Source organism: Alishewanella agri BL06, from assembly GCF_000272005.1.
Lineage (GTDB): Bacteria > Pseudomonadota > Gammaproteobacteria > Enterobacterales > Alteromonadaceae > Alishewanella > Alishewanella agri.
In genome coordinates this window covers 40,106-63,365 of the sequence record NZ_AKKU01000026.1, presented here as the reverse complement: position 1 = coordinate 63,365, position 23,260 = coordinate 40,106, and the positions used below count along the sequence as shown (strand labels likewise).

Below are 23,260 nucleotides of genomic sequence, written 5' to 3'. Positions count from 1 at the left end.
TATCACTCAGATGGAAAAAACCTTTAACCCCAGTGAAATAGAACAGGCGATGTATCAGGCCTGGGAAAGCAAGGGCTATTTTAAACCGAACGGCGATAACCGGCCGGGTAATAACTACTGCATTATGATCCCACCGCCAAATGTTACCGGTAGCCTGCATATGGGGCATGCGTTCCAGCAAACCATTATGGATGCGCTCACCCGCTATCAGCGGATGCAGGGTAAAAATGCGCTGTGGCAAGTCGGTACCGACCATGCCGGTATCGCCACCCAGATGGTAGTAGAGCGTAAACTGGCGCAGGAAGGTCTGCCCGGCCGCGCCGAGCTTGGCCGCGACAAATTTATTGAAAAGGTATGGCAATGGAAGGCTGAATCTGGCGGTACCATTACCTCGCAAATGCGCCGCCTCGGTAACTCGGTCGATTGGGATCGTGAACGCTTTACCATGGATGCCGGCTTGTCGAATGCCGTGCAGGAAGTCTTTGTCCGGCTGTATGAAGATGATTTGATTTACCGCGGCAAACGCCTGGTAAACTGGGATCCGAAACTGCATACCGCGATTTCGGATCTGGAAGTCGAGAATAAAGAGCAAAAGGGCCAGTTCTGGCACCTGCGTTATCCGCTGGCCGATGGCGTAAAGACCGCTGATGGTAAAGACTATCTGGTGGTGGCGACCACCCGCCCGGAAACCATGCTCGGTGACAGCGCCGTTGCGGTAAACCCAGAAGATGAGCGCTATAAAGATCTGATTGGCAAAGCCATCCTATTACCGCTGGCTAACCGCCGTATTCCGATTATCGCTGACGAACACGCCGACATGAGCAAAGGCAGCGGCTGCGTCAAGATCACGCCGGCGCATGACTTTAATGACTACGAAGTCGGTAAGCGTCATCAACTGCCGCTGATTAATGTGATGACCCCGGATGCCACTATCCGTCAGAGCGCAGACTGCTACCATATTAACGGCCAGCCAAATACTGAACTGCAGATTGCGATCCCGGCTGAATATCAGGGCCTGGACCGCTACGCAGCCCGCAAAGCTATCGTTGCCGCCTTTGATGCCGCCGGCTTGCTGGAAAAAATTGAAGAGGTCAACAACACCCTGCCTTATGGTGATCGCAGCGGCGTGGTCATTGAGCCGATGCTGACTGATCAGTGGTATGTGCGGGTTGCGCCACTGGCGAAAACGGCGACCGAAGCGGTAGAAAACGGCGATATTCAGTTTGTGCCGAAGCAATATGAGAATATGTACTACAGCTGGATGCGTGATATTCAGGATTGGTGTATCTCGCGTCAGCTGTGGTGGGGCCACCGTATTCCAGCCTGGTATGATGCCGACGGCAAGGTTTATGTCGGTCGTAGCGAAGCTGAGGTGCGCAGTAAATATCAGCTGGCAGCTAGCGTCAGCCTGAGTCAGGACAACGACGTGCTGGACACCTGGTTTAGTTCTGCGCTGTGGACCTTCTCGACGCTGGGTTGGCCAGAGCAAACCGAAGACTTAAAGAACTTCCATCCTACCGATGTGTTAGTGACCGGCTTTGACATTATTTTCTTCTGGGTTGCCCGGATGATCATGATGACCATGCACTTTATTAAAGATGCCGATGGTAAGCCGCAAGTGCCCTTTAAGACAGTTTATGTCACCGGTCTGATCCGGGATGAAAACGGCGATAAGATGTCAAAATCCAAGGGTAATGTGATTGACCCACTGGACATGATTGACGGCATTACGCTGGACGCACTGCTGGAAAAACGCACTGCCAATATGATGCAGCCGCAGCTGGCGAAGAAAATTGCCGACCGCACCAGCAAGCAGTTCCCGGAAGGTATTCCGGCCAGCGGCACCGATGCGGTGCGTTTTACGCTGGCAGCGCTGGCGTCTACCGGTCGGGATATCAACTGGGATATGAAGCGCTTAGAAGGCTACCGTAACTTCTGCAATAAACTGTGGAATGCCAGCCGATATGTGCTGATGAATACCGAAGGTCAGGACTGCGGCTTTAACAGCAACGATAAGGTGCTGTCACTGGCCGATAAATGGATCCTGGCACAATACCAGCAAACGGTAAAACAAGTACGGCATTACTTCGACAGCTATCGCTTTGACCTGGCCGCCACCGCACTGTATGAGTTTACCTGGAACCAGTTCTGTGACTGGTACCTGGAGCTGACCAAGCCGGTGTTGTTCAAAGGCTCTGAAGCAGAGCAGCGCGGCACCCGCCATACGCTGATCACCGTGCTGGAAAGCCTGTTACGCCTGATGCATCCGATTATGCCTTATATCACGGAAAGTATCTGGCAAGCCGTTAAGCCACTGGCCGGTATTAACAGTGACAGCATTATGCTGGCCGCCTATCCGGTTTATCAGGCCGAGCTGGTGGATGAAACGGCGCAGGCCGATCTGGAATGGTTAAAAGCCGTGATCACCGCTATCCGTAACGTGCGTGGCGAAATGAATATTGCGCCATCTAAGCCATTAACGGTATTGCTGCGTAATCTGAATGCAGAAGAGCAGCGCCGACTGGAGCAAAACCGTAATTTCCTGCTGGTAATGGCGAAACTGGACAGCCTGGAGGTATTGGCGGCTGATGCTAAAGCACCAGCCAGCGCCGCACAGCTGATTGGCAGCATGGACTTGCTGATCCCAATGGCCGGTTTAATTGATAAAGCAGCAGAACTGGGCCGGATTGCCAAGCAACTGGAAAAAACCGAGCAAGAGTTATCCCGGGTTGCCGCTAAGCTGAACAACGAAGGCTTTGTTGCCAAGGCACCGGAAGCGGTGCTGGAGAAAGAGCGCGCCAAACTGGCAGAATTGGAGCAGGCGTTAGCCAAACTTCAGGCGCAGCAGGCCGAAATCGCCGCCTTATAGTCGTCGGTAGTTTAAATCCTGATAGCCCCCTCTTAGGGGGTAAACTGACCATAAAAAATGCCGGAATAATCCGGCATTTTTTATTTAACGATTAATACTATGCCACTAACTGCTTGCGACGACGTACGCCTACCAGAGCCACTAAACCCAGGCCCATTAGCGCCAGTACACTAGGTGCAGCGACAACATTTACCGGCTCAGTTGTAATAATAAATGCAAATTGTGCTGGAGTTAAAGTTAATTTCGACGCAAATGTAAGGCTGTAAAAATAGCTGACAGCTTTCGACCGATATCAGGCACAAAGATTCCAATTGTGCAAAATCGTTTTTTTGCTATGATGCACGCGTTTGTCTGCATAAAGATCAGACAGGCCTGTGCTGGATACTTATGCAGCTAAACCGCCCGTTTAGCCAGAGCACCAGGCAGTGTTCCGCTCCGTTGAGTTGTAAATCTGCTGCAACGGTTCAGTTAACTTTGCCGGCTATCCCGGCTTTTATTACGAGAATAAGCAACCATGTCAGCAGATGCTTCTTTAGAGAGTCTGGCCGAACCTATTGCCGCGGCGGCCGAAGCGGCCGCCCTTGCAGCACCCTCTGCCTTAAGCTTAATTCCACCGATCGTGGTATTGGTTTTTGCGGTTTGGTTAAAACGCCCGATACTGGCGTTAGTATTGGGTGCAGTGGTCGGTTTGTTATTACTTAGCCCCACTGAGTCGCTTTCAAATTTTTCAGATATTGCCGTCGACGTGATGCAGGATGAAACCATCGGCTGGTTAATTCTGGTCTGTGCCGGCTTTGGCGCGCTAATTGGCTTATTAATTCATACCGGCGGTGCAGTGGCATTTGGTCGTTTCGGCGCTCAGAAAGCCAAAGGCCAACGTTCATCGATGTTTATGACCTTTATTATGGGCTGTATTATCTTTGTCGATGACTATCTAAATGCGCTGTCGGTTGGCGAAGCGATGAAGCGGGTTACCGATAAATTTAAAGTATCACGCCAAAAGCTGGCTTATATCGTTGATTCTACCGCTGCGCCAATTTGTGTACTGGTTCCCATCTCTACCTGGGCGGTGTTCTTTGGTGGCTTACTGGAGGATAACGATATCGCCGAGAAAGGCAAAGGTGTCGCAGTCTATATTGAAGCTATCCCTTACATGCTGTACCCCATACTAGCAGTAATAGTAGTGATGCTGGTAGCGCTAAAACTGATGCCAGACATCGGCCCAATGAAGAAAGCTGAGCTTGCTATGCAGCAAGGTAAACCGATCGACTGTGAATTGGCCGATTCATCAAGCCAGCCAGTACGTTTACAGCATCATGCCGCTGAAGAAATGCCCTACCATACCAGTGATGAGTATGCGGTCAACTCAATTGAAGAAGAGTTTGAAAGCAGCAATAAGCAAGGCAAGGTGCATAACTTTATGGTGCCGATGCTGTCGCTGATTGTATTTACCGTATTGCTGGGTGACTCGCTAAGCGAACCAGATGTATTAAAAGGTGTGATTGCCGCGCTGGTGTTCTCGCTGATTTATTACGGTGTACAAAAGCTGATGTCGCTGTCAGAAATGATGGATGTGATGATGAATGGCTTTAAAACCATGCTGCCAGCCATCAGTACCGTCATCGCCGCCTTTATCTTTAAAGATGTCTGCGACAAATTAGGTCTGCCACTGTTTGTAATCGAAAATCTGGCGCCTTATATGACTGCACAAATGCTACCGGCACTGGTATTTCTCGCCATGGCGGTACTGGCCTTTGCTACCGGCTCCAGTTGGGGGATTTTTGCGGTATCCATTCCAATTGTGATGCCACTGGCCACCGCCGTCGATGCCAATATTCCACTGGTTATCGGCGCCCTGTTATCTGCCAGCTCTTTTGGTAGCCAGGCCTGTTTCTATAGTGACTCCACAGTACTGGCTGCGCAGGGCTCGGGTTGTAACCTGATGAGCCATGCGATTACACAATTCCCATACGCTTTAATTGCGGCGGTTATTGCCTTTGTTGGCTTTATCGTTATCGCTTAAGCGTTACATAGCGGGGATGTCTGACATCCCCGCTGCTTTATCCAGTTACAAACTGCGATAAATGTCCAACACACCGTTAATTACAAACTGCACAGCAATAACTGACAAAATCAAACCAAACAACCGGGTAATAATTTCTTTACCGGTCTCTCCGATATACCTTACCAATACATGGGCATAAATCATTGCCAGATAACAGGAAAAAGTGGTGATACCTATTGCCAGAAATACGGTGATAAAGTGCCATACATTCTGCGCTTCACTGGTTAGGATCATCACAGTGGCAATGGCACCCGGGCCAGCAATAAAAGGAATAGCCAGCGGAATAATCGACACATCTTTCGCCAGTTTGCCATCCGTTTGCGGCTCTTTGCCGGTAGCTTCCTCGCCATCATCCAGACCTTTTTGCATCATGCTCATTGCTATGCCAAATAAAATCAGGCCGCCGGCAATCCGGAAGGCCTCCAACGTGATGCCGAAAACTTTAAAGATAAAGCTACCAAGCAGACCAAACAGCAGGAAAATGCCCGCCGATACCAGTGTCGAACGCTTGGCTGCACGGGCTCTCTGCGCAGCGTTGGCATTCGGCAGCAGTGACACAAAAATAAAAGCGGTGGTTAACGGGTTGACCACCACAAAAAGCGCGGTGATGGCAATTAACCAATAATCGATCAGTAAAGTAACAGACATCGCAGATTCCAATAACAGCAGTATTCTAACTGCTTATTCTAGCAGATATTTATTATTACTAAACCTGGGGGCTGCACCCGTTGAATACCGACATAAACTTTTAAATATACGTTACAACAACACAGCCATTTTGCTACAATTGCCGCAATTTTAGTCTGGTTAGGAGTCAGGTTATGCCCGTCAGTTCGCAACATAAGGTTTATCTACCCGCCTCGGCCCGCGATAATCAATATCTGCTGGCTGAGTTTGCTTTATCAGATGAGTTAGTGGCCCGCTACCCGGCAAGCAGCACAGAGGCCCCTTATCTGGCACTGTATCAGGCACTCAGCCAAAAGCTGTTTGAACTGGCCGATCAGTTTGGCCTGCGCAATGTACACCTGATTGCGAACGGCAAAACCCCGGTAGTGCGCTTTCACCAGGAAGCCTATGTGCTGCAAACCGCCGAGCAAATTCTGTTTTTCTATAACCCCAGCTACCATGAAGCCCAGCATAGCTTTTATGATGCCAAAGTGCGGGCACGGAAAATTAGCCTGTTGTTTCTGGCAACCGAGCAGCCACTGCGCTCTAATGCCGCAGCCTTTCATCAGCAGGTGACGACATTACTGACTGAACTGCGTAACCGCCTGGCATTGGCAGAGCTGAAAATCAAAGTCCGTGATCACCAGCATCTGACCTATGATTTATTCGCCAAAGCCAAAGGCAGTAAAGAAAGCTACGGCTATAAACTGCGCTCTATCGATGCCCGCTATAAAGCCCGGCAAGCGGAACTGCCGGCCCATAGCGCCCTGACTTATGTGATTGTCAATTTACCGCTCAGCCGGCGGCTAAAAGAGCAGGTAAAGCTGGATCTGCACAGCAGCAGCCCCTATCTGCCGCTGTATCAGCATATCGCCGATCACTTTGTCTCGGCCTGTCAGCAAGAAAAACTGCAGCATCTGGCCGTGCTGGCCAATGGTTTGTTACCCTTGGTCCGCAATAGCCAGTTTGATAAAAGCAGCCAGGGCACAGAGTTACAGATGATTGGTTTTGACCCCAGCGCCAAACAAGGACAGCTGGTCAGTGATCTGCAGGGCGATAAGTTGGTAGAAATGATGCAGCTGATCATTTTCGCCACGCCAGACGACCAAACCGATCTGGGTTATGGCCGCTTTATGAATGAAGTGGAAAGCGCGCTGCGCCGCTTTGCCAAAGCGGTAAATCTACAACCAGAGCGCGATGACTTAACGGTGCGCTTCCATCAGCATATTAGTTACCATAACTAGCTGGTTCAGACTCAGGGCCGCTATTATGGCCCTGAGTTACCCCCTTTTAGTCTCGCAAGCGCCACTCCTCCCGGGCAGCATAGAGCACCGGCACCATAAAGACGCTCAGTAGCACAAACAGCATGCCGCCGAGTGTCGGTATTGCCATTGGGATCATCAGATCAGCACCGCGGCCAGTGGAGCTAAGCACCGGTAATAGCGCCAGTATCGTGGTGGCAGACGTCATTAAACAGGGGCGAATGCGTTTGGCCGCTGCCGCACACACTAACTCGCGTACTTCAGCACGGCTGCGTGCCGGCCGGGCGGCAAATTGCTGTTTCAGGTAAGTCGCCATCACTATGCCATCGTCGACAGCAATACCAAACAAGGCTAAAAACCCGACCCAGACCGCGATACTCAGGTTATAACTTTGCAGATTAAACAGCTCACGCAGATTGGCGCCAAACCACTGGCTGTTTAAAAAGTCCGGTTGTGCGAACGCATCCAACGCGATAAAGCCGCCAGCCCAGGCAATGGCAATGCTGCTGAAAATCATCAGCGCGGTACTGACCTGCTTAAACTGTAAATACAGCAACATAAACACCAAGGTCAGCGCCAGCGGCACCAACCAGCTCAGTGTCGCCGCAGCACTTTGCTGTTGCTGGTAACTGCCGGCAAACTGATAACTGACGCCAGCCGGCAATGTCAGCTCGCCCTGGCTAAGCAGTTGTTGCAAATAAGCCTCTACCTGCGCGACCGCTTCGACATCGGCGATACCACGCTCTGCGCCAAAGGTAATGTAGGCGGTTAAAAAGCTATTTTCCGAGCGGATCATCTGTGGGCCGCGCTCGTAGCGTATCTCTGCCAGTTCAATTAACGGCACACTATAGCCGGCTGGCGTCGCCACCAGTACTTGTGCTATCGCCTCCAGACTATCGCGTTGCTCGCGTTGATAACGCACCCGGATCGGATACCGCTCGCGCCCCTCGATGGTGCGACCGGCATCCATACCGGCCAGGGCAGTACTTAAGCTTTGCTGCACTTGTTGCATACTTAAACCATGCCGCGCGATTTGCTGCCGATTGGGCGTGACAATTAAATACGGCTGGCCCACCACCCGTTCGGCATTTACGGTGAGTGGCGAAATGGCCGGGGCATCGCGCAATGCCGCCTCAAACGCCAGTGCAATCTGCTCCAGCGTGGCTAAATCCGGTGCCTGTAGCTTAATACCCATCGCCGCGCGCATGCCGGTTTGCAGCATCAGTAAACGGGTTTCGATCGGCTGCAGCTTAGGTGCCGAGGTTACGCCGGGCAACTGCGCCGCTTGCACAATTTCCTGCCAGATATCATCCGGACTTTTAATATGCTCACGCCACTGCCGGTAGGGTCGGCCGCGCGGATCAATGATCAGCTCGCCATCGCTATCACGCATAAAGCTGTCAGTTTGCCGGTCATATTTAAAATACAGCCGCTTGCCCCGTGCGTCAGTTTTATATTCGCTGTGATATTGGATCAGCGTTTCAATCATCGATAACGGCGCCGGATCCAGCGCACTGTCGGCACGGCCAATTTTACCCACCACCGTTTTCACTTCCGGGATCGCAGCAATCGCCTGGTCCTGCTGTTGTAGAATACTTAGCGCTTCACTGATAGCGGCATGCGGCATGACCGTCGGCATCAGTAAAAAGGCCCCTTCATCCAGCGCCGGCATAAACTCCCGGCTTAATCCCGGGAAACGGTGTGCCAAGTGACTTTCGGTGCTAAGCCCCGGGATCACCCTGGCCGCCCCCAGCCAGATCGAAAGTCCGGTTAACACCACCAATAGTGGCAACAGCAAAAATGGCAGTTTAAAACGCAGGAATAACCGCAACAGCGGCAAATATAACCGCCAGAATAACCAAAAGGCCGCTAATACCAATAATAACAAGCCACTTACCAGCAACAGATTTTGCCAGAAGCCAGCCCCCGGCCCCAGTGGCAGCCAGAGCTGGGATAGCCAAATCAATACCGTCAACAAGAGCACTAGCATTAACACGCCATGGGCACGGCGTAGCAGCATAGTGGGTATGCCTTGCAGGCGCTGCGGAATCAGGCCACGGCACTTCTGCACCAGCAGCGCGCGTAGCCGCGCCGGCTGTGCCGCAAACAGCCAGTACAACACCACAGGCAGCAAGGTTACCGCCAGTAACACCGCAGCTAACAGCACAAAGGTTTTGGTATAGGCCAGAGGGCCGAATAATTTACCCTCGGCGCCAGTCATGGCAAACACCGGCAAAAAGCTAATCACGGTAGTACTGATGGCGGTAAGTAACGCAGGCCCGAGCTCGCGCCCGGCTTGCTGGATCGCCAAAGCAGCATTAAAACGCAGCCCCTGCTGTAACGTAGCTTGCCGCTGCTGCAACAGATTCTCGGTAAAGATAATGCCCAGATCGACAATGGTACCAATGGCAATCGCGATCCCGGCTAAGGCGACAATATTCGCCTCCACCTGAAAGTAACGCATCATGATAAAGCTGACCAGCACGGTCACCGGCAGCATTAAACTCACCGCCAGTGCCGCTCTGAACTGCCACAGCACCACCAGTACAACCAGGGTGGTCAGTAAAAGCTGTAACGCCAGCGTTGTCTCGAGGGTCGCGACCGTTTCATCAATCAGTAACGAACGATCATAGAACGGGACTAATTCGATCTTGCTAAGGGTTAGCCAGGCCGGCCAACTCTGCTGTGGATGTTGCTGTAACCAGTTGCGCCAGGCGTGCTGTACACTGTCGCTTTGCTCAGTAAACTGTGCGCCGGGCAGCGGCAATTGCTGTAAGGCGGCAAAGTCACTGACCTGCGCTAAGCTGGTATCCGCCCAGTTAATAACGGCTTTTGCTGGTAAACCGGCCCGCAGCTCACTGATGCGGGTTTGCAGATTAGCAATCGCCTGTCTGGGGTTATAGCCCTCGCGCACCGTGACCACCGCACCTACCGCTTCCGCGCCGGCGACATCCAGCACACCCCGTCGCGGCGCTGGGCCAAAGTTGACCTTAGCCACATCCTGTACCCGGATCGGCACATTGTCCGGCCCCAGCCTGACGACCGCCTGTTCCAGATCGGCCAGCTGTTTGACAAAGCCCTGGCCGCGGATCAGATATTCAACGCCATTTAGCTCACGGCTGCCGGCGCTGACATCCAGGTTCGCCGCCATCACCGCTGCCGTGACCTGCTCCAGTGTCACGTCGTAAAGCCGCAGCAAGTTCGCGTCGACTTCTACCTGATATTCTCGCTGATAGCCGCCGATCGCCGCCACTTCACTAATGCCTTCGGCCGTGAGCAAACCACTGCGTAAATACCAGTCTTGAGTAGCACGCAGCTCATCCAGACGCCAGCCGCCAGCAGGCTTTCCCTGCGGATCCTGCCCTTCCAGCGTATACCAGAAAATTTGCCCCAGGCCGGTCGCATCCGGCCCCAGCGCCGGTTGTACACCAGGCGGTAAGGTATCAGCCGGTAAACTGGCCAGCTTTTCCAGAATGCGCGATCTGGCCCAGTAAAACTCGATATTGTCCTCAAAAATCAGCGCTATGCTGCTAAAACCAAACATCGACAGGGAGCGCACATCTTTCACCCCCGGCACGCCCATCAGGGCGCTACTGAGCGGATAGGTCAGCTGATCTTCCACATCCTGCGGCGAACGGCCCGGCCAGTCGGCAAACACTATTTGCTGGTTTTCGCCCAGATTAGGGATAGCATCCACCGCCACCGGCTTAAGTGGCAGCTGATGCTGCCAGCCAAAGGGGGCCACGCCAATGCCAACCACCAGCAAGATGGCCGAGGCTAAGAACACCAACAACTTTTGCTGTAATAACAGCGCCATAAAACGGCCGAAACCCTGCTGGTTCTCCGTCTGGCCCGCTTCAGGTTGCAAGGGTGTCGTCATGTGTTAGCCCTCCGCCCCAAAACGGCGCACAATATCGCCACAGCGCAACATCATGGCGCCAAAATAGGGGTTGCGTAGCTCAGCCTCGCGCTGTAACCAACTGGCCCCTTCGCCATCGCGAGCCATCGGGCAATAGGCTTCATACCAGCCATCAGCCAGTACGCCCAACTCAGCAAACCGCAATAAACCCAGGTTATGCCGGTAGAACAGTGCCCTGGCTTGTGCAATTTCAGTGACGTCCATAATTTCGCCGGCACCGGCATTTAGCGCGCTAAGCACTCTGGGGAACCGCTCAGGCCAGTCAACCGCCGCCACCGCTTGCTGCAGCGACAAAGTCGCCTGCTGCCAGCCTGCCAGATCGTCAGCCACCAACGCCTCGTAAGCTTGCGCATAAGCCTGCAGCAACACGCTTTGTGCCTCCGCCGGCACCACAAAGCCATCCGGGTTTGGCGCTGGTGTCGCTGCGACTTGCGGCGCGCTGTGAGTATGGGACGCCGTAGCGGTTGCATGCTGTGTAGCAGCAACAGCTGGATTTAACATACTGGGCAGGCCGCGGATTTGCAGTTCGCTATCCAGCCGGAACGCGCCCTGCGTCACCACTAACTCACCCGCAGTGACGCCAGAGAGCAACTGATACTCTTCCCCCAGACGCAGGCCAAGCTCGACCTGACGCGGTTCATACCGCGGCTCTGCCGGATCTGGCTGGACATAAACCAGTGACTGCTTGCCGGTAAAAAGTACCGCTGATGCCGGCACCAATAAGCTGGCTTTCACCTCAGCCTGAATACTGGCCTGTGCCAGCATACCGGGTTTTAATCTGCCATCCGGGTTTGCCAACAACACCCGCACCCTGGCGTTACGATTGGCGATATTCAGCTCGGGCTCAATCAGTTCAATGCGGCCACTCAGCGTTTCACCAGGTAAGGCTTTCACACTTACCTCTACCTGCTGTCCGACCTGAAGTAACGGTAATTGGGATTCAAAGGCGGCTAACTCCAGCCATAACTTATCCAGCGCCAGTACGGTAAATAATGGCTGGCCGGTGCTGACGTAAGCGCCCTGATTAACGAATTTTTCAGTGACAATACCGCTGACCGGTGCACTGACTGTCACCGTATCCTGTAATTGCTCACGCTGCAGGATCTGCTCAATTTGCGCTGAGGGCACCCCCAATAAACGTAAGCGACGCCGTGCGCCGTCCAGGGTACTGCCAGCTGGCAAACTGCTGCGCGCCGACAACTGCTTAGCCTGCAGTAGCTCCTGCTGGATCACAATCAGCTCAGGGCTAAAAATTTCCAGCATCGGCTCACCGGCCTGCACCTGCTGCGCCGTGCGGTTAACATAAGCCTGTTCGATGCGGCCGCTGGTCCAGGCGCTGATGGTTTGCACCCGGCTTTGATCGGCAACTAAGGTACCGGGTAGACTAAGGTGTTGGCTGCTGGCAGCCTGCCGTACCGGCATCACTGCGGTTTGCAACAGGGCGGCTGCTCTGGGGCTTAAGCGCAGTTCGACCTGCTCCCCGCTTGCGGTGTGACTCTCTTCGGCGGCAACCGGGATCAGTGCCATACCACAGATCGGGCAGCGCTCATTCGGATCGCTAAAACGGATTTGCGGATGCATGGAACAGGTATATTGCTGTGCCGGCTGTAATTTCGCCAGCGGATCCTGCGCCGGGCTAACGGCTGAACCCACTGGCCCCGCATGGGCATGGCCATGGTTTTGCGCCAACAACGGCAAACTTGCTACGGATAAGCCGATCACCAGGGCAGTCATCGCCAGCGGCGTAATACCTTGCGTACTGAAGGCTCGCCATTGCCCCCGGCCATTATTTTGAGCTACCTGAAACATAAAACACCCTATACCAAAAAAGCAGACTAAGTCGCAGCGTACTGCGACCACCAGGCATATCAGGTACAGGCTTAAATCAGCAGAAGGTTTTTACGTAAGTAAAGCGGTGGGCCGTGCTGTGGCGGCGGTTGTGTCCAGTAGGGCTTACTCTTGTCGCCATCAGGCAACAATGCGGGTTGGTATGCCGATTGCCAACTGACCAGAATGGCGCAACTGGCCAGTTGCAGCGGATCACTGCCTGCGGCCAGTTGTTCACAACCACTGCAAGGTACTTCCGCCGGCACAAGCTGAGTATCGGTAGCAGTAAGCTGCGCCAGCTTGCTATGGCAAGGTGGCAGATGTTCGCTATGCGACGCTGTTGAGGGCAGTTCTACCGCCTGCGCCATATTCTGACAAAACAGCAAACACCAGGACAATGCCAGGCTGATTATCAGCGGCACTGTCCACAGTTTTTGTCGTTTTAGCAACAGCGTCAGCATAGTCTGGCTTTACTCTCAGGTTAAGGCGCTAAGATACGCCGTTCATAGCTTGATGTCAAAATCAGCATAGCCGCTACCGAAAACGCTGCAGCCGCAAGGCATTGCTCAGCACAAAGATACTGCTTAATGCCATAGCGCCTGCCGCCAGTCCCGGTGCCAGCAAGGTGCCGGTGAACGGGTACAGCACACCGGCTGCCACTGGGATCAGCAGCACATTGTAGGCAAAGGCCCAAAACAGGTTTTGCCGGATATTGCGCATCACAGCGGCACTTAACTGCAGTGCCTGCGATACGCTTCCTACATCACTGCGCTGCAACACCACATCGGCCGCTTCTATCGCCACATCGGTGCCGGTACCAATAGCAATGCCGACATCGGCGGCGGCCAGCGCCGGCGCGTCGTTAATGCCATCACCAACAAAGGCCACCTTGCCATACTGCTGCTTTAGCTGCTCTACTAGTTGCTGCTTACCCTCGGGTAATACCCCCGCCCGCACTTCGCTAATCCCTAACTGTTTTGCTACTGCCTTTGCCGTTGGCAGCTGATCACCGGTCACCATCACCACCGTTAAGCCGGCTTGCTGCAAGGCTTGCACCGCCGCCTGACTTTCCGGTCGCAGTTGATCGGCCAGCGCTATCATCGCCAGCAACCGCTCAGTATCTGCCAGAAAAATCACCGTTTTGCCCGCCGCCGTTAACTGCTGCAGCTGCTGTTGTTGGCTGGCATCCTGTAGTTCCGCTGCCGGGAACTGTGCCGGCAGCTGCTCAGCCAGCAGCCGCAGATTCCCCAGATAATAACGTTTACCGTCAACCAAAGCTGTGACGCCCTGACCATTCATGGCCTGAAACTCAGTCGTTGCCGCAAAGGGCAACTGCTGCGTCTGAGCGGCAGCGACCAGCGCCTGCGCCAGCGGATGCTCGGCAAACTGCTCTAAGGCGGCCACGATAGCTAACACCTGCTGTGCGGTTAAATCGGCCGTCGCAACGATATCAGTCAGCGCCAGCTTACCCTGGGTCAGGGTACCGGTTTTATCAAAGGCCACCAGCCTGACTTGCTGCAATTGCTGCAAGGCCGCGCCCTGGCGAAACAGTACCCCCAACTCAGCCGCGCGGCCGGTACCGACCATAATCGACACCGGTGTGGCTAACCCCATGGCACAGGGGCAGGCAATAATCAGCACGGCCACCGCATTCACCAGGGCCTGCGTTAAGGCCTGCTCACCGCCCAGCCATAACCAGAGCAGCGCCGTTAGTAGCGCGATCAGCAGTACCACCGGCACAAATACCGCGGTAACCTTATCGACCAGCGCCTGAATGGGCAGCCGGCTACTCTGTGCCTGCTGCACCAGGCGGACAATTTGTGCCAGCACCGTCTGCTCGCCAACGGCCTTAGCTTCACAGAGCAGCGCACCAGCAGTACCATTAAGCGTACCGCCGGTGACCACAGTGCCCGCCTGCTTTGCCACCGGCTGCGGCTCGCCGGTGAGCATCGACTCATCGACCCAGGATTCACCGCTGATCACCCGTGCATCGGCAGCAATCCGCTCACCAGGACGCACTAAAAACTGCATACCGACCTTGAGGTCCGCCAGCGGCAGATCCTGATAGCTGTCATTCACCCGCACTCTGACCTGACTGACTTTTAAGCCCAGTAACTTGCGGATAGCAGCACCGGTACGGCCCCGGGCCCGCCCTTCCAGATAACGCCCAAGCAGGATCAGGGTAATAATCACCGCTGCCGATTCAAAATACAGATGGCGGCTAACCTGGGGGATCAGCTCAGGGGCAAAGGTCACCAGCGTCGAAAAACTCCAGGCCGCAAGGGTACCCAATGCCACTAAAGAATTCATATCCGGACTTCGGCGCCACAAGTTTGGCAAACCAATGCGGAAAAAATCCCGCCCCGGCCAGGCCAGCAGCAAAGTGGTCAGCGTAAATTGCAATAAGGCGGAGTGCTCCGGCAGTAATACCCGCTGTAACAGCGCGGCAAAAGCCGGTAGCAGATGCCCGCCCATCTCCAGCACAAACACCGGCAGTGTTAAGGCCAGCGCCAGCCAAAACTGACGCTTTAAGCGACGTTGAGCTGCCTGTTGCTCCAGCTCGGGATCGGCGTGCTGCTCATCCACGACCTTAGCCTGATAGCCCAGCCGCTGCACCGTTGCCAGTAACTCGCTGGTCTGTGCCAACCCACTGATGCGGCTAAGTTGCAGCTGACTATTGACCAGTTGCACCTGCGCCGATAATACGCCGGGGATCTGCCGTAAGGCCTGCTCAATTTTGCTGACACAGGACGCGCAATGCATACCTCTGATACTAAACAGTAAAGCTTCGGTGCGGGTCGGATAACCAGCCTGCTCCAGCGCACTCACAACCTGGGGCAGTACTGTCGCAGCCTCCAGGCTTAACTCGGCGTTGCCACTGGCCAAATTAACATTGGCTTGCTGCACGCCCGGTACAGCACTAAGTGCTGTTGTCGCGCGGCGCACACAGCCGGCACAGGTCAGTTTGGTAACAGGTATCAGCACCTTCAGGTTCGCTGCAGACATGGCAAGTACTCCATCAGATAGTTCAGTCAGCGCATTGTGCAATCTGGAGTAACTCCAGAGTCAAGCAGTATTAACACGCTTTTTTCGGACTTGACTCTGGAGCTGACTCCAGACTTATACTTAAACTGTCGGGCGGTAGTGACAGACTGCCTTCGCAACAATAATTTTAGCAACTCAGGTATCCGATATGAAAATTGGCGCACTGGCTCAGCAATTTGACGTCACGGTAGATACGATTCGTTTTTACGAAAAACAGGGCTTACTGGCAACAGCTCCGCGCTCTGGCGCCGGCTATCGCCAGTACGGTAAGGCTGATGTACAACGCTTGAGTTTTATCCTGCGTGCTAAGGCTATTGGCTTTAGCTTACAGCAGATCCGCGAGCTGCTGGCCATTGAAGATAACAAAAGTGCCTGGGTCTGTGCTGATGTTAAAGACAAGGTCGCGTTAAAAATTCAGGAAATAGAGCAACAGCGTGCCGAGCTGCAACGGCTGCAACAGGCACTGCAGCAATTACACAATGCCTGTTGTGGTGGCACAGTCAGCGCCAACGCGTGCTCTATTCTGGCTGCGTTGGCTCAGGCTGAGCCAGTGTAGCCTGCGCATTATCCACTGGCAGCGCCGGGATAAACCCCGGCCGCCGATATGCAGCCAGTTGCTGCTCCAGCAGGGCGGCGATGCGGATTAACTCCGGCTCGGACCAGGGTAAACCGACCAGGCTAATGCCGAGCGGCAACACCCCGCTATAGCCGCCGGGTAAGGTAATAGACGGATAACCGGCTACCGCAGCTGCCGTCGAGGTGCCGAAATTAAACTGATCGCCGTTGACATGATCAATAGGCCAGGCCGGACCATAGGAGGGCAAAATGATCGCCGAGAAACCCTGCTGCAAATACTGGTTAAGTGCGGCCTCAGCCAGAGCGCGGCTTTGTACCAGCGCTGCAATATAGTCGGTTTCAGCAGCAACCAGATCGAGAGCCGCCGCCTGCTCCAGATATTCCTGACCAAAAAACGCCAGCGCCCGCTCGCCCTGCGCGCGGTTAAACGCAACGATCTTTTGCAGCGTATTGACCTGCTCTGACACCTGATAGTCAGTTAGCCACCGCTGCAGATCGCGGGCATATTCGTACAGCAATACGCTAAACTCGGCCTGATATAAGTCAGACGGTAACTGCCATTCCGGCGTTTGTACCACTTCAAAACCGGCAGCAGTGAGTACCGCGGCGGTATTATCTAACATGGGCGCTATCGCGGCTTCACGGTCATCATAAGCCCGTACCAGTAAAACTTTGCCTGCGCTGGCAGGTTGTAATGCAGCGGCAGTGAGTGAGGCAGGAATGGCCTTTCGCGCTTCCGGCGTTAGCATCGCTTCCAGTAACAGAGCCGCGTCATAGACCCGCCGGGTCATCGGCCCGGCAATATCCTGAGCGCTGGCAATTGGGATAATCCCCTCGCCTGATACCGCACCACGGGTAGGCTTAATACCGACAATACCATTGATTGCAGAAGGACAAATAATCGAGCCATCGGTCTCGGTACCCACCGCTAACAGCGCCAAATCAGCGGCCACTGCAACGCCAGAGCCAGAGCTGGAGCCACAAGGCGAGTGGGTTAGCAGGTGTGGATTACGGCTTTGCCCGCCCAGGGCGGACCAGCCACTGGCCGAGTTCTCGCCACGGAAATTTGCCCATTCCGACAAATTGGTTTTCGCCAGTAGCACGGCCCCCGCCTCCCGCAGCTGATGCACCAACTCAGCATCACGCGTGGTTAAATGTCCTTGCAGGGCGAGCGCGCCAGCGGTTGTTGGCATCTGATCAGCAGTCGCAATATTGGCCTTTAACACCACCGGCAGGCCATGGAGTGGCGAGCGGATCTTACCGGCCGCGCGTTCCTGATCTAAGACTTTGGCTTGCGCCAGCGCATCCGGGTTAATATCAGTGATAGCGTGTAATTGGTGGCCTTGCTGGTTATGCGTGGCAATTTGCTTTAGGTAAAACTGCACCAACTGCTCACTGCTGACCTCGCCAGCCGCCAGCGCTTGTTGCGCCGAGCGTGCATCCAGCCAGCTCAAGTCGCGACTCGTTGTCGGCGTAGACTGTGGCGCAGGCTCGCACCCCACTAACCACAGACTCAAGCCCAATACCCATAATCTCATACTGCCTCTCTTTAACTAAGCGTACTCGCTGACTTTAGCTTACTGTCTGCCGGCACGAATTACAGTGCCTTTTATCGCAGCGCGCTGCTGCTGGTCGCAACTGCCATAGCGGAACCTTCTGCCACCAAAAGCACCAAAGTAATGAAAGTAATCATAATTTCCACTACACTTCCCTTAGCCAAGCAATAAGGACAGCCTGATGAAAAAGTTACTATGGTTAATTCCGGTAAGCCTGATCACCCTGGTAGTGGTGGCGTATTTACTGGCCAACAGCATTATCAAAACCGTGCTAACCAGTGAACTGGAGCAGGTGACCGGTGCCGAGGTCAATATTGATAGTGTGTCGCTGCGCTTAATGCCAGTGTCAGTTAACCTCTCTGGCGTACAACTGACCGATCCGGCCAAGCCAGAATTTAACAGTATCAGCTTTAGTAATGCTTATGCCCGTGTCGACCCCTGGCCGGCACTAAAAGGCTATTATGTGGTAGAGGAACTGGAAGTTTCCGAACTGGCCTATGGCAGCAAAAGAACAAAACCCGGTAAGGTATATCGGGTACCGCCGGCTAATGATAACGCGCTCGATCTGGCGTCCTTGCTGCAGGTTGAGATCCCAACCGCCAATGCCATTCTGGCGCGGGCAAATTTGCAAACCCTGCAGCAAGGTGCAGCACTAAAACAACTGGCCGAGCAACAAAAGCAGAAATTTACCGAATTGCGCCAACAATTACCTACGGCGGAGCAGCTGGCAGAGTTTCAGGCGAATGTGAAAGCTTTAACCGAGAGCCGGATCAGCGATGCCAGCGAACTGGCCGCCAAAACCCAGCAGTTTAATGCGCTGCAACAACAGCTGCGTGCCGAACGCGACAAATTGCGTGACCTGCAGCAAAGCCTGCTGCAAAGCCGTGACAGCCTGAGCAGCGCAGTAACGGCGCTACGCTCTGCCGCGGATCAGGACTGGCAACAACTGCAGCAACTGGCCAATATTCAGCAAGGTGGCCTGGCACCGATTTTTCAGATTTTACTTGGCGATGTCTGGGCACGGGAAATTCAGAAACTGGAAGCATTGTATCAACTGGCGAAACCCTATCTGCAACAAGATGGCGAGCCGGCACCGGCTAAACCGCTGGATCCAAACCAGCCTTATCCGGATTTTTGGGTAAAACAGGCCAGGGTGCACTTACTGCTGGCCGGTACCGAAAGCACCATTCAAATGCAGGATATCACTACCCAGCACCAGCTGATTAATAATGTGGCAACCCGTTTTAGTCTGGATGTTGCCGGCTTACCTAAACTTAATACCTTCAAACTGAATGGCGATTTCGCCATTTTAGAACAGATGATCACCAATCTGAGCTGGCAGTTAGATGGCATGGCGCTGGAAAACCTGACGCTGGGCCGCGAGCAAACTGCCTTGACGCTGTTGGCCGGGCTATTTAGTGCCAATGGCTCGTTACAACTGACTGATGATCAGTTAAAACAACAAGCCAAGGTACTGTTAAAAAATGCCAACTTTGACAAAACCGGTAACCGCTATTTGGATCAGCTGGTCGGCTTGCTAAACCAGCAAGGCCAAATTCCGCTGGATGTGCTGGCGGAGGGGCTGATTTCGAATCCACAAGTCACTATCCGCTCCTCGCTGGATCGGATGCTCGGCGATGCCTTGCTGGGTGAAGCCAGACAGAAAATCGCGCAATTGCAAACTCAGCTGCGCAGTGAACTGGATAGCCGCCTGCAGCAGCAACTCGCCGGTCAGCAAGAATGGCTGAGCCTGTTACAACAGCAGGAAACCGACAGCAAAGCCATCGAAGCCAAACTCGAAGCGTTACTCGGCGCCAAAATGGGTAATCTGCAGGATCAACTGCGTAACCGCTTATTGGATCGATTAGGCGGCGGCTGAAGCAAAGTCTGAATTTAACGTCAACGCCGGTACTCAGCACTACCGGCGTACCATTAATCCGCCAATATTACCGGCAAACCTGCCGAGCAACCGCTGGTCATATAACCGCAACAACGGTTAGCCGGCTGCTGTAGGCTGTAAGCTCACTTTAAAGGAGGAGCGACCATGAACAAAATTCTGATCAGTAGCGGCCTGTTATTGGCCAGCTTTGCCAGCCTGGCTGAGGATTACAGCGGCAACTGGCGTGGCGTGTTACAGCTGGCACCGGAAGTGGGCATAGTGCTGGGTGTTAAACTTAGCCCGGCAGAACAGGGCTATCAGCTGGAACTGTTTAGCCCAAATCAACATTCAGAACCCATTTTACCCAGCAGTATGACGTTGCAAGGCACTAAGTTGCAATTTGCCGCCGATGCATTAAGTGCGAATTTTAGCGGCGAATTTGCCGGTGACCAACTGACCGGCGTCTTTACTCAGGGCCGCGCCATCCCCATCACCCTTACCCGGCTCAGCGATGCTGATACGAAACGTCTGGCACAGGAGCAACAATGGGCAGGCGAATTAGCACTTGGCAATAATGCCAGCCTACCCCTGGTGCTGAATGTCGCTGTTATCGCCGGTGGCTACCATGTCACTCTGGATAGCCCGAAACAACAAAGCTATGGTATTCCGGTTGACCAATTCAGCCTCAGTGCTGAACAGCTCAGTTTCAGTTCGAAAATGATTAATGCCAGCTATCAGGCGCAGTGGCAACAGGATGAATGGCAAGGCACCTTTATTCAGGGCCGGGCCATGCCGCTTAATTTAAAAAAAAGCCCTGACACCCACTGAGCCACTGACGTTACAACAGTTACCCGGCTGGCTGAAACAGGAGTTTGGCCAGCACGGTGTTGCTATCGCCTTGATTGACGGTCAGCAGGTGCAATACCAATTGCATGGTCTGGCCGATACCCAACAGCAAGCCGCTGGCCAAGCGGTTGACCGGCAGACCTTATTTGAAATTGGCTCGGTATCCAAACCCCTGACCGCGCTGGCGGTGCTAAGTCTGGTGCAGCAGGGGCGCTGGCACCTCGACCGGCCACTGGCACAACAGTTCGCCATGCCCGAACTGGCAACGCATCAATATACCCTGACTGAATTACTGACGCACCGCAGTGGTTTGCCAAGGCTGCCGGCTAATTTACCACTGGACGATTTACGTAACCCTTATGCCCGCTACCACGATAAGGAGCTGCGTACCGCGCTAACCACAACCGACTTTACTGAGCGCCAGTTTGGCTACTCCAACTATGGCTATGGTCTACTGGGTTGGCTGCTGGCCGCTGAGTTAAAGCAGCCCTATGCGGAGCTGATGCAGCAGCGTGTATTCCGGCCACTGGCGATGCCATTGGCCAAAGTGCAGCTGTCGCTGCCAGCTCACGCCGGTACACCCCCTGCCCTGCCGAAACTGGCACGCGGTTATGCCATTAACGGTGAGCAGGTTGCTAACTGGCAGTTTGACAGCCTGGCCGGTGCCGGCGCAGTGGTCGCCAGTATTGAAGATATGGCGGGGATGCTTAAGCACATCTTCGCCACGGCCAACACCGATCCGCTACTGCAGTTATGGCTGACACCACTGCAGCTTAACGACCAACCTGCCATGACACCCGGCTGGATGCTGACCGCTAAGGGTTGGCATTGGCATGCCGGCCAAACCGCCGGCTTTAGTAGTCTGGTCGTGTTCGATACCACACAGCAAAAGGGGCTGGTGATCCTGACTAATATTGCGCTACCCGTTACCGAACAGGGCATGGCATTATTTGCCGACTGGTTGGCCAAGCCCGCTACAACCCTTTTACCACAGGATAAACAACCATGACGTTAAGCCGGCCAGCGAGTTACGCACTACTGCAATGTAGTGGCTGGGGGCTGCTGTACGCCCTGATGAGTCTGATGATCTATAACAGACCGGTGTTTGTCGCTACCGAGCTGCTGTATGGCGCGGTACTGGTCGGCAGTACTGGCCTGGGCTCGCATCTGCTGCGCAGCCTTTACCGGCGCAAACTGCAGCAGGCCGGCGTATTGCGTCAGGCGACCAGCCTAATGTTTGGTAGCATCCTGGTCGCCGCGGTGGCGACCTGCCTGCTGCTACTGGTGTTCTTTTTGTTAAGTCTGACGCCATACAGCTTTCCCGTACCGGCCGCACAGCGCTGGTTTGTGATTAAACATATTTTTAGCGGCAACTTTTTTAATATGCTGCTGGCGATGTCGCTCTGGTCCGCGCTGTATTTCGCGATCACTAAAGTACGACAGCTGCGACAAACTACCGCTTTACTGCAAGCTACCCAACTCGATGCCTTGCTAAATCAGCTACAACCGCATTTTCTGTTTAATGCGCTAAATAATATCCGCGCGCTGATCCTGGAAGATCCGGAAAAAGCCCGCGACATGTTAAGTATCCTGGCGGATATGTTGCGCTACAATCTGGATCCCAAGGCTGGCGTGAAAGTGCCCTTAGTACAGGAGCTGGAGGTGGTGCAGCACTACCTGGCACTGTGCTCAATTCAGTTTGAGCGACGGCTGCGCTATCAGCAGCGGATCCCGGAACACTGCCTGTCGCTGGCCGTACCGCGGTTATTACTGCAACTCTGTGTTGAAAATGCCATCAAACATGGCATCAGCCATTTACCGGCTGGCGGTAACATTGAGATCAGCGCCCGCATCGTCGATGATCAACTTTGTCTAACCGTGAGCAACGATGGGCAATTACGACAACTTACTGACAGCACCGGCGTTGGCCTGGCGAATATCCGACAACGGCTGGCCTTGCTGTATCAGGGCAAAGCCAGTCTGACGCTGAGCCAGCAGGCACAGCAGGTAATAACCGAAATTCGGCTACCGATGGAGTTATCAAATGAAAGTACTGCTGGTTGATGATAGCCGTCTGGCACGCCTGGAACTGCGCAATCAGTTACAACATTGCCCGCAAATAGAGATTGTCGGTGAAGCAGAGAACGTTGCTCAGGCGTTGCAGCAGCTTAACCAGCAGCAGCCGGATTTACTGTTGTTGGATATCGATATGCCGGGCGCTAATGGTTTTCAGCTGCTCGAGCAATTAGCTGAGCAAGGGCAACTGCCGCATGTGATCTTTGTCACCGCCTTTGACCAATACGCACTCAAATCCTTTGATTACCACGCTACTGACTATCTGCTAAAACCCGTTACCCTACCCCGCTTACAGGCCGCGCTGGCAAAGGTGCCTTCACCCAGCCACCGCCCGCAGATGACGCTGCAAAGTCAGGTGTTTTTAAAAGATGGTGACCGCTGCTACTTTGTCACCCTGGCCGACATTTATGCTTTTGAAGCTCAGGGCAACTATACCCGGGTCTATTTTGGCGGAGGAAAACCGCTGATATACCGTAATCTGAGCGCATTGGAACAAAAACTGCCCGCCGAGACCTTTTTTCGCGCTAACCGCAGTTGGATTATCAATACCCAGTATATTCGGCAAATTACGCCAGCGATTAGCGGTGGTTTTGACGTCAGTCTACACGCCGATCTTAAGGTCGAAATTTCCCGCCGTCAGGCCAGCGCTTTTAAACAAGGTTGGAGCCTGTAAT

General features: G+C 53.9%; 16 protein-coding genes. 9 read left to right on the top strand and 7 right to left on the bottom strand.

Annotated elements, in window-relative coordinates:
• The first annotated feature begins 10 nt into the window (after positions 1-10).
• Positions 11-2,869 carry a valine--tRNA ligase gene (locus AGRI_RS13860; RefSeq protein WP_008985524.1) on the top strand — a complete coding sequence of 953 codons (2,859 nt, stop codon included), beginning with the start codon at positions 11-13 and terminating at the stop codon, positions 2,867-2,869.
• Positions 2,870-2,966: 97 nt separating this feature from the next.
• On the opposite strand, the gene AGRI_RS16805 is transcribed toward AGRI_RS13860, so the two are convergent.
• Positions 2,967-3,077, bottom strand: a complete 111-nt coding sequence (locus tag AGRI_RS16805; RefSeq protein WP_420169886.1) for a PEP-CTERM sorting domain-containing protein — start codon at positions 3,075-3,077, stop codon at positions 2,967-2,969.
• Between the two features lie 306 nt (positions 3,078-3,383).
• Between AGRI_RS16805 and AGRI_RS13855 the strand changes: the two genes are divergently transcribed.
• Positions 3,384-4,892: a Na+/H+ antiporter NhaC family protein gene (locus AGRI_RS13855; protein WP_008985523.1), complete on the top strand. Its 1,509-nt coding sequence runs from the start codon at positions 3,384-3,386 to the stop codon at positions 4,890-4,892.
• A 45-nt stretch (positions 4,893-4,937) separates the two neighbouring features.
• On the opposite strand, the gene AGRI_RS13850 is transcribed toward AGRI_RS13855, so the two are convergent.
• Positions 4,938-5,582 carry a MarC family protein gene (locus AGRI_RS13850; RefSeq protein WP_008985522.1) on the bottom strand — a complete coding sequence of 215 codons (645 nt, stop codon included), beginning with the start codon at positions 5,580-5,582 and terminating at the stop codon, positions 4,938-4,940.
• Positions 5,583-5,755: 173 nt separating this feature from the next.
• On the opposite strand from AGRI_RS13850, the gene AGRI_RS13845 reads away from it, so the two are divergent.
• On the top strand, positions 5,756-6,844 hold the full coding sequence (locus tag AGRI_RS13845; protein WP_008985521.1) for a DUF3083 family protein: 1,089 nt from the start codon (positions 5,756-5,758) through the stop codon (positions 6,842-6,844).
• Positions 6,845-6,890: 46 nt separating this feature from the next.
• Here AGRI_RS13845 and AGRI_RS13840 read toward each other — a convergent pair whose 3' ends face one another.
• The 4 genes from AGRI_RS13840 to AGRI_RS13825 form a co-directional block, all read right to left on the bottom strand.
• Positions 6,891-10,742, bottom strand: coding sequence for an efflux RND transporter permease subunit (locus AGRI_RS13840; protein WP_008985520.1), 3,852 nt, complete (start codon positions 10,740-10,742; stop codon positions 6,891-6,893).
• Between the two features lie 3 nt (positions 10,743-10,745).
• Entirely contained in the window at positions 10,746-12,590 is a 1,845-nt protein-coding gene (locus AGRI_RS13835; protein WP_008985519.1) for an efflux RND transporter periplasmic adaptor subunit, read from the bottom strand.
• Between the two features lie 71 nt (positions 12,591-12,661).
• Positions 12,662-13,069 carry a hypothetical protein gene (locus AGRI_RS13830; RefSeq protein ID WP_008985518.1) on the bottom strand — a complete coding sequence of 136 codons (408 nt, stop codon included), beginning with the start codon at positions 13,067-13,069 and terminating at the stop codon, positions 12,662-12,664.
• 73 nt (positions 13,070-13,142) lie between these two features.
• Positions 13,143-15,614, bottom strand: a complete 2,472-nt coding sequence (locus AGRI_RS13825; RefSeq protein WP_008985517.1) for a heavy metal translocating P-type ATPase — start codon at positions 15,612-15,614, stop codon at positions 13,143-13,145.
• A 187-nt stretch (positions 15,615-15,801) separates the two neighbouring features.
• Between AGRI_RS13825 and zntR the strand changes: the two genes are divergently transcribed.
• Positions 15,802-16,209 carry a Zn(2+)-responsive transcriptional regulator gene (gene zntR, locus AGRI_RS13820; protein WP_008985516.1) on the top strand — a complete coding sequence of 136 codons (408 nt, stop codon included), beginning with the start codon at positions 15,802-15,804 and terminating at the stop codon, positions 16,207-16,209.
• Here the strand turns inward: zntR and AGRI_RS13815 are convergent.
• Positions 16,172-17,767 (bottom strand): amidase, encoded by a 1,596-nt coding sequence (locus AGRI_RS13815; protein ID WP_040292032.1) that lies wholly within the window; start codon positions 17,765-17,767, stop codon positions 16,172-16,174. The two genes, zntR and AGRI_RS13815, sit on opposite strands and share 38 nt — an antisense overlap.
• A 199-nt stretch (positions 17,768-17,966) precedes the next feature.
• Here AGRI_RS13815 and AGRI_RS13810 point away from each other — a divergent pair, with 199 nt between their 5' ends.
• The 5 genes from AGRI_RS13810 (at position 17,967) to AGRI_RS13790 (ending at position 23,259) form a co-directional block, all read left to right on the top strand.
• The gene (locus AGRI_RS13810; RefSeq protein WP_008985514.1) at positions 17,967-19,664 is read left to right on the top strand and encodes a TIGR03545 family protein; all 1,698 of its coding nucleotides are present in this window, start codon (positions 17,967-17,969) and stop codon (positions 19,662-19,664) included.
• A 165-nt stretch (positions 19,665-19,829) separates the two neighbouring features.
• Complete coding sequence (locus AGRI_RS13805) at positions 19,830-20,492, top strand: hypothetical protein (RefSeq protein ID WP_008985513.1); 663 nt, start codon at positions 19,830-19,832, stop codon at positions 20,490-20,492.
• Positions 20,493-20,496: 4 nt separating this feature from the next.
• Positions 20,497-21,519, top strand: coding sequence for a serine hydrolase domain-containing protein (locus AGRI_RS13800; RefSeq protein ID WP_337445398.1), 1,023 nt, complete (start codon positions 20,497-20,499; stop codon positions 21,517-21,519).
• Complete coding sequence (locus tag AGRI_RS13795) at positions 21,516-22,574, top strand: sensor histidine kinase (RefSeq protein ID WP_008985511.1); 1,059 nt, start codon at positions 21,516-21,518, stop codon at positions 22,572-22,574. The genes AGRI_RS13800 and AGRI_RS13795 overlap by 4 nt, the downstream gene beginning before the upstream one ends.
• On the top strand, positions 22,555-23,259 hold the full coding sequence (locus AGRI_RS13790; protein ID WP_008985510.1) for a LytR/AlgR family response regulator transcription factor: 705 nt from the start codon (positions 22,555-22,557) through the stop codon (positions 23,257-23,259). The genes AGRI_RS13795 and AGRI_RS13790 overlap by 20 nt, the downstream gene beginning before the upstream one ends.
• Position 23,260 lies beyond the last annotated feature (1 nt).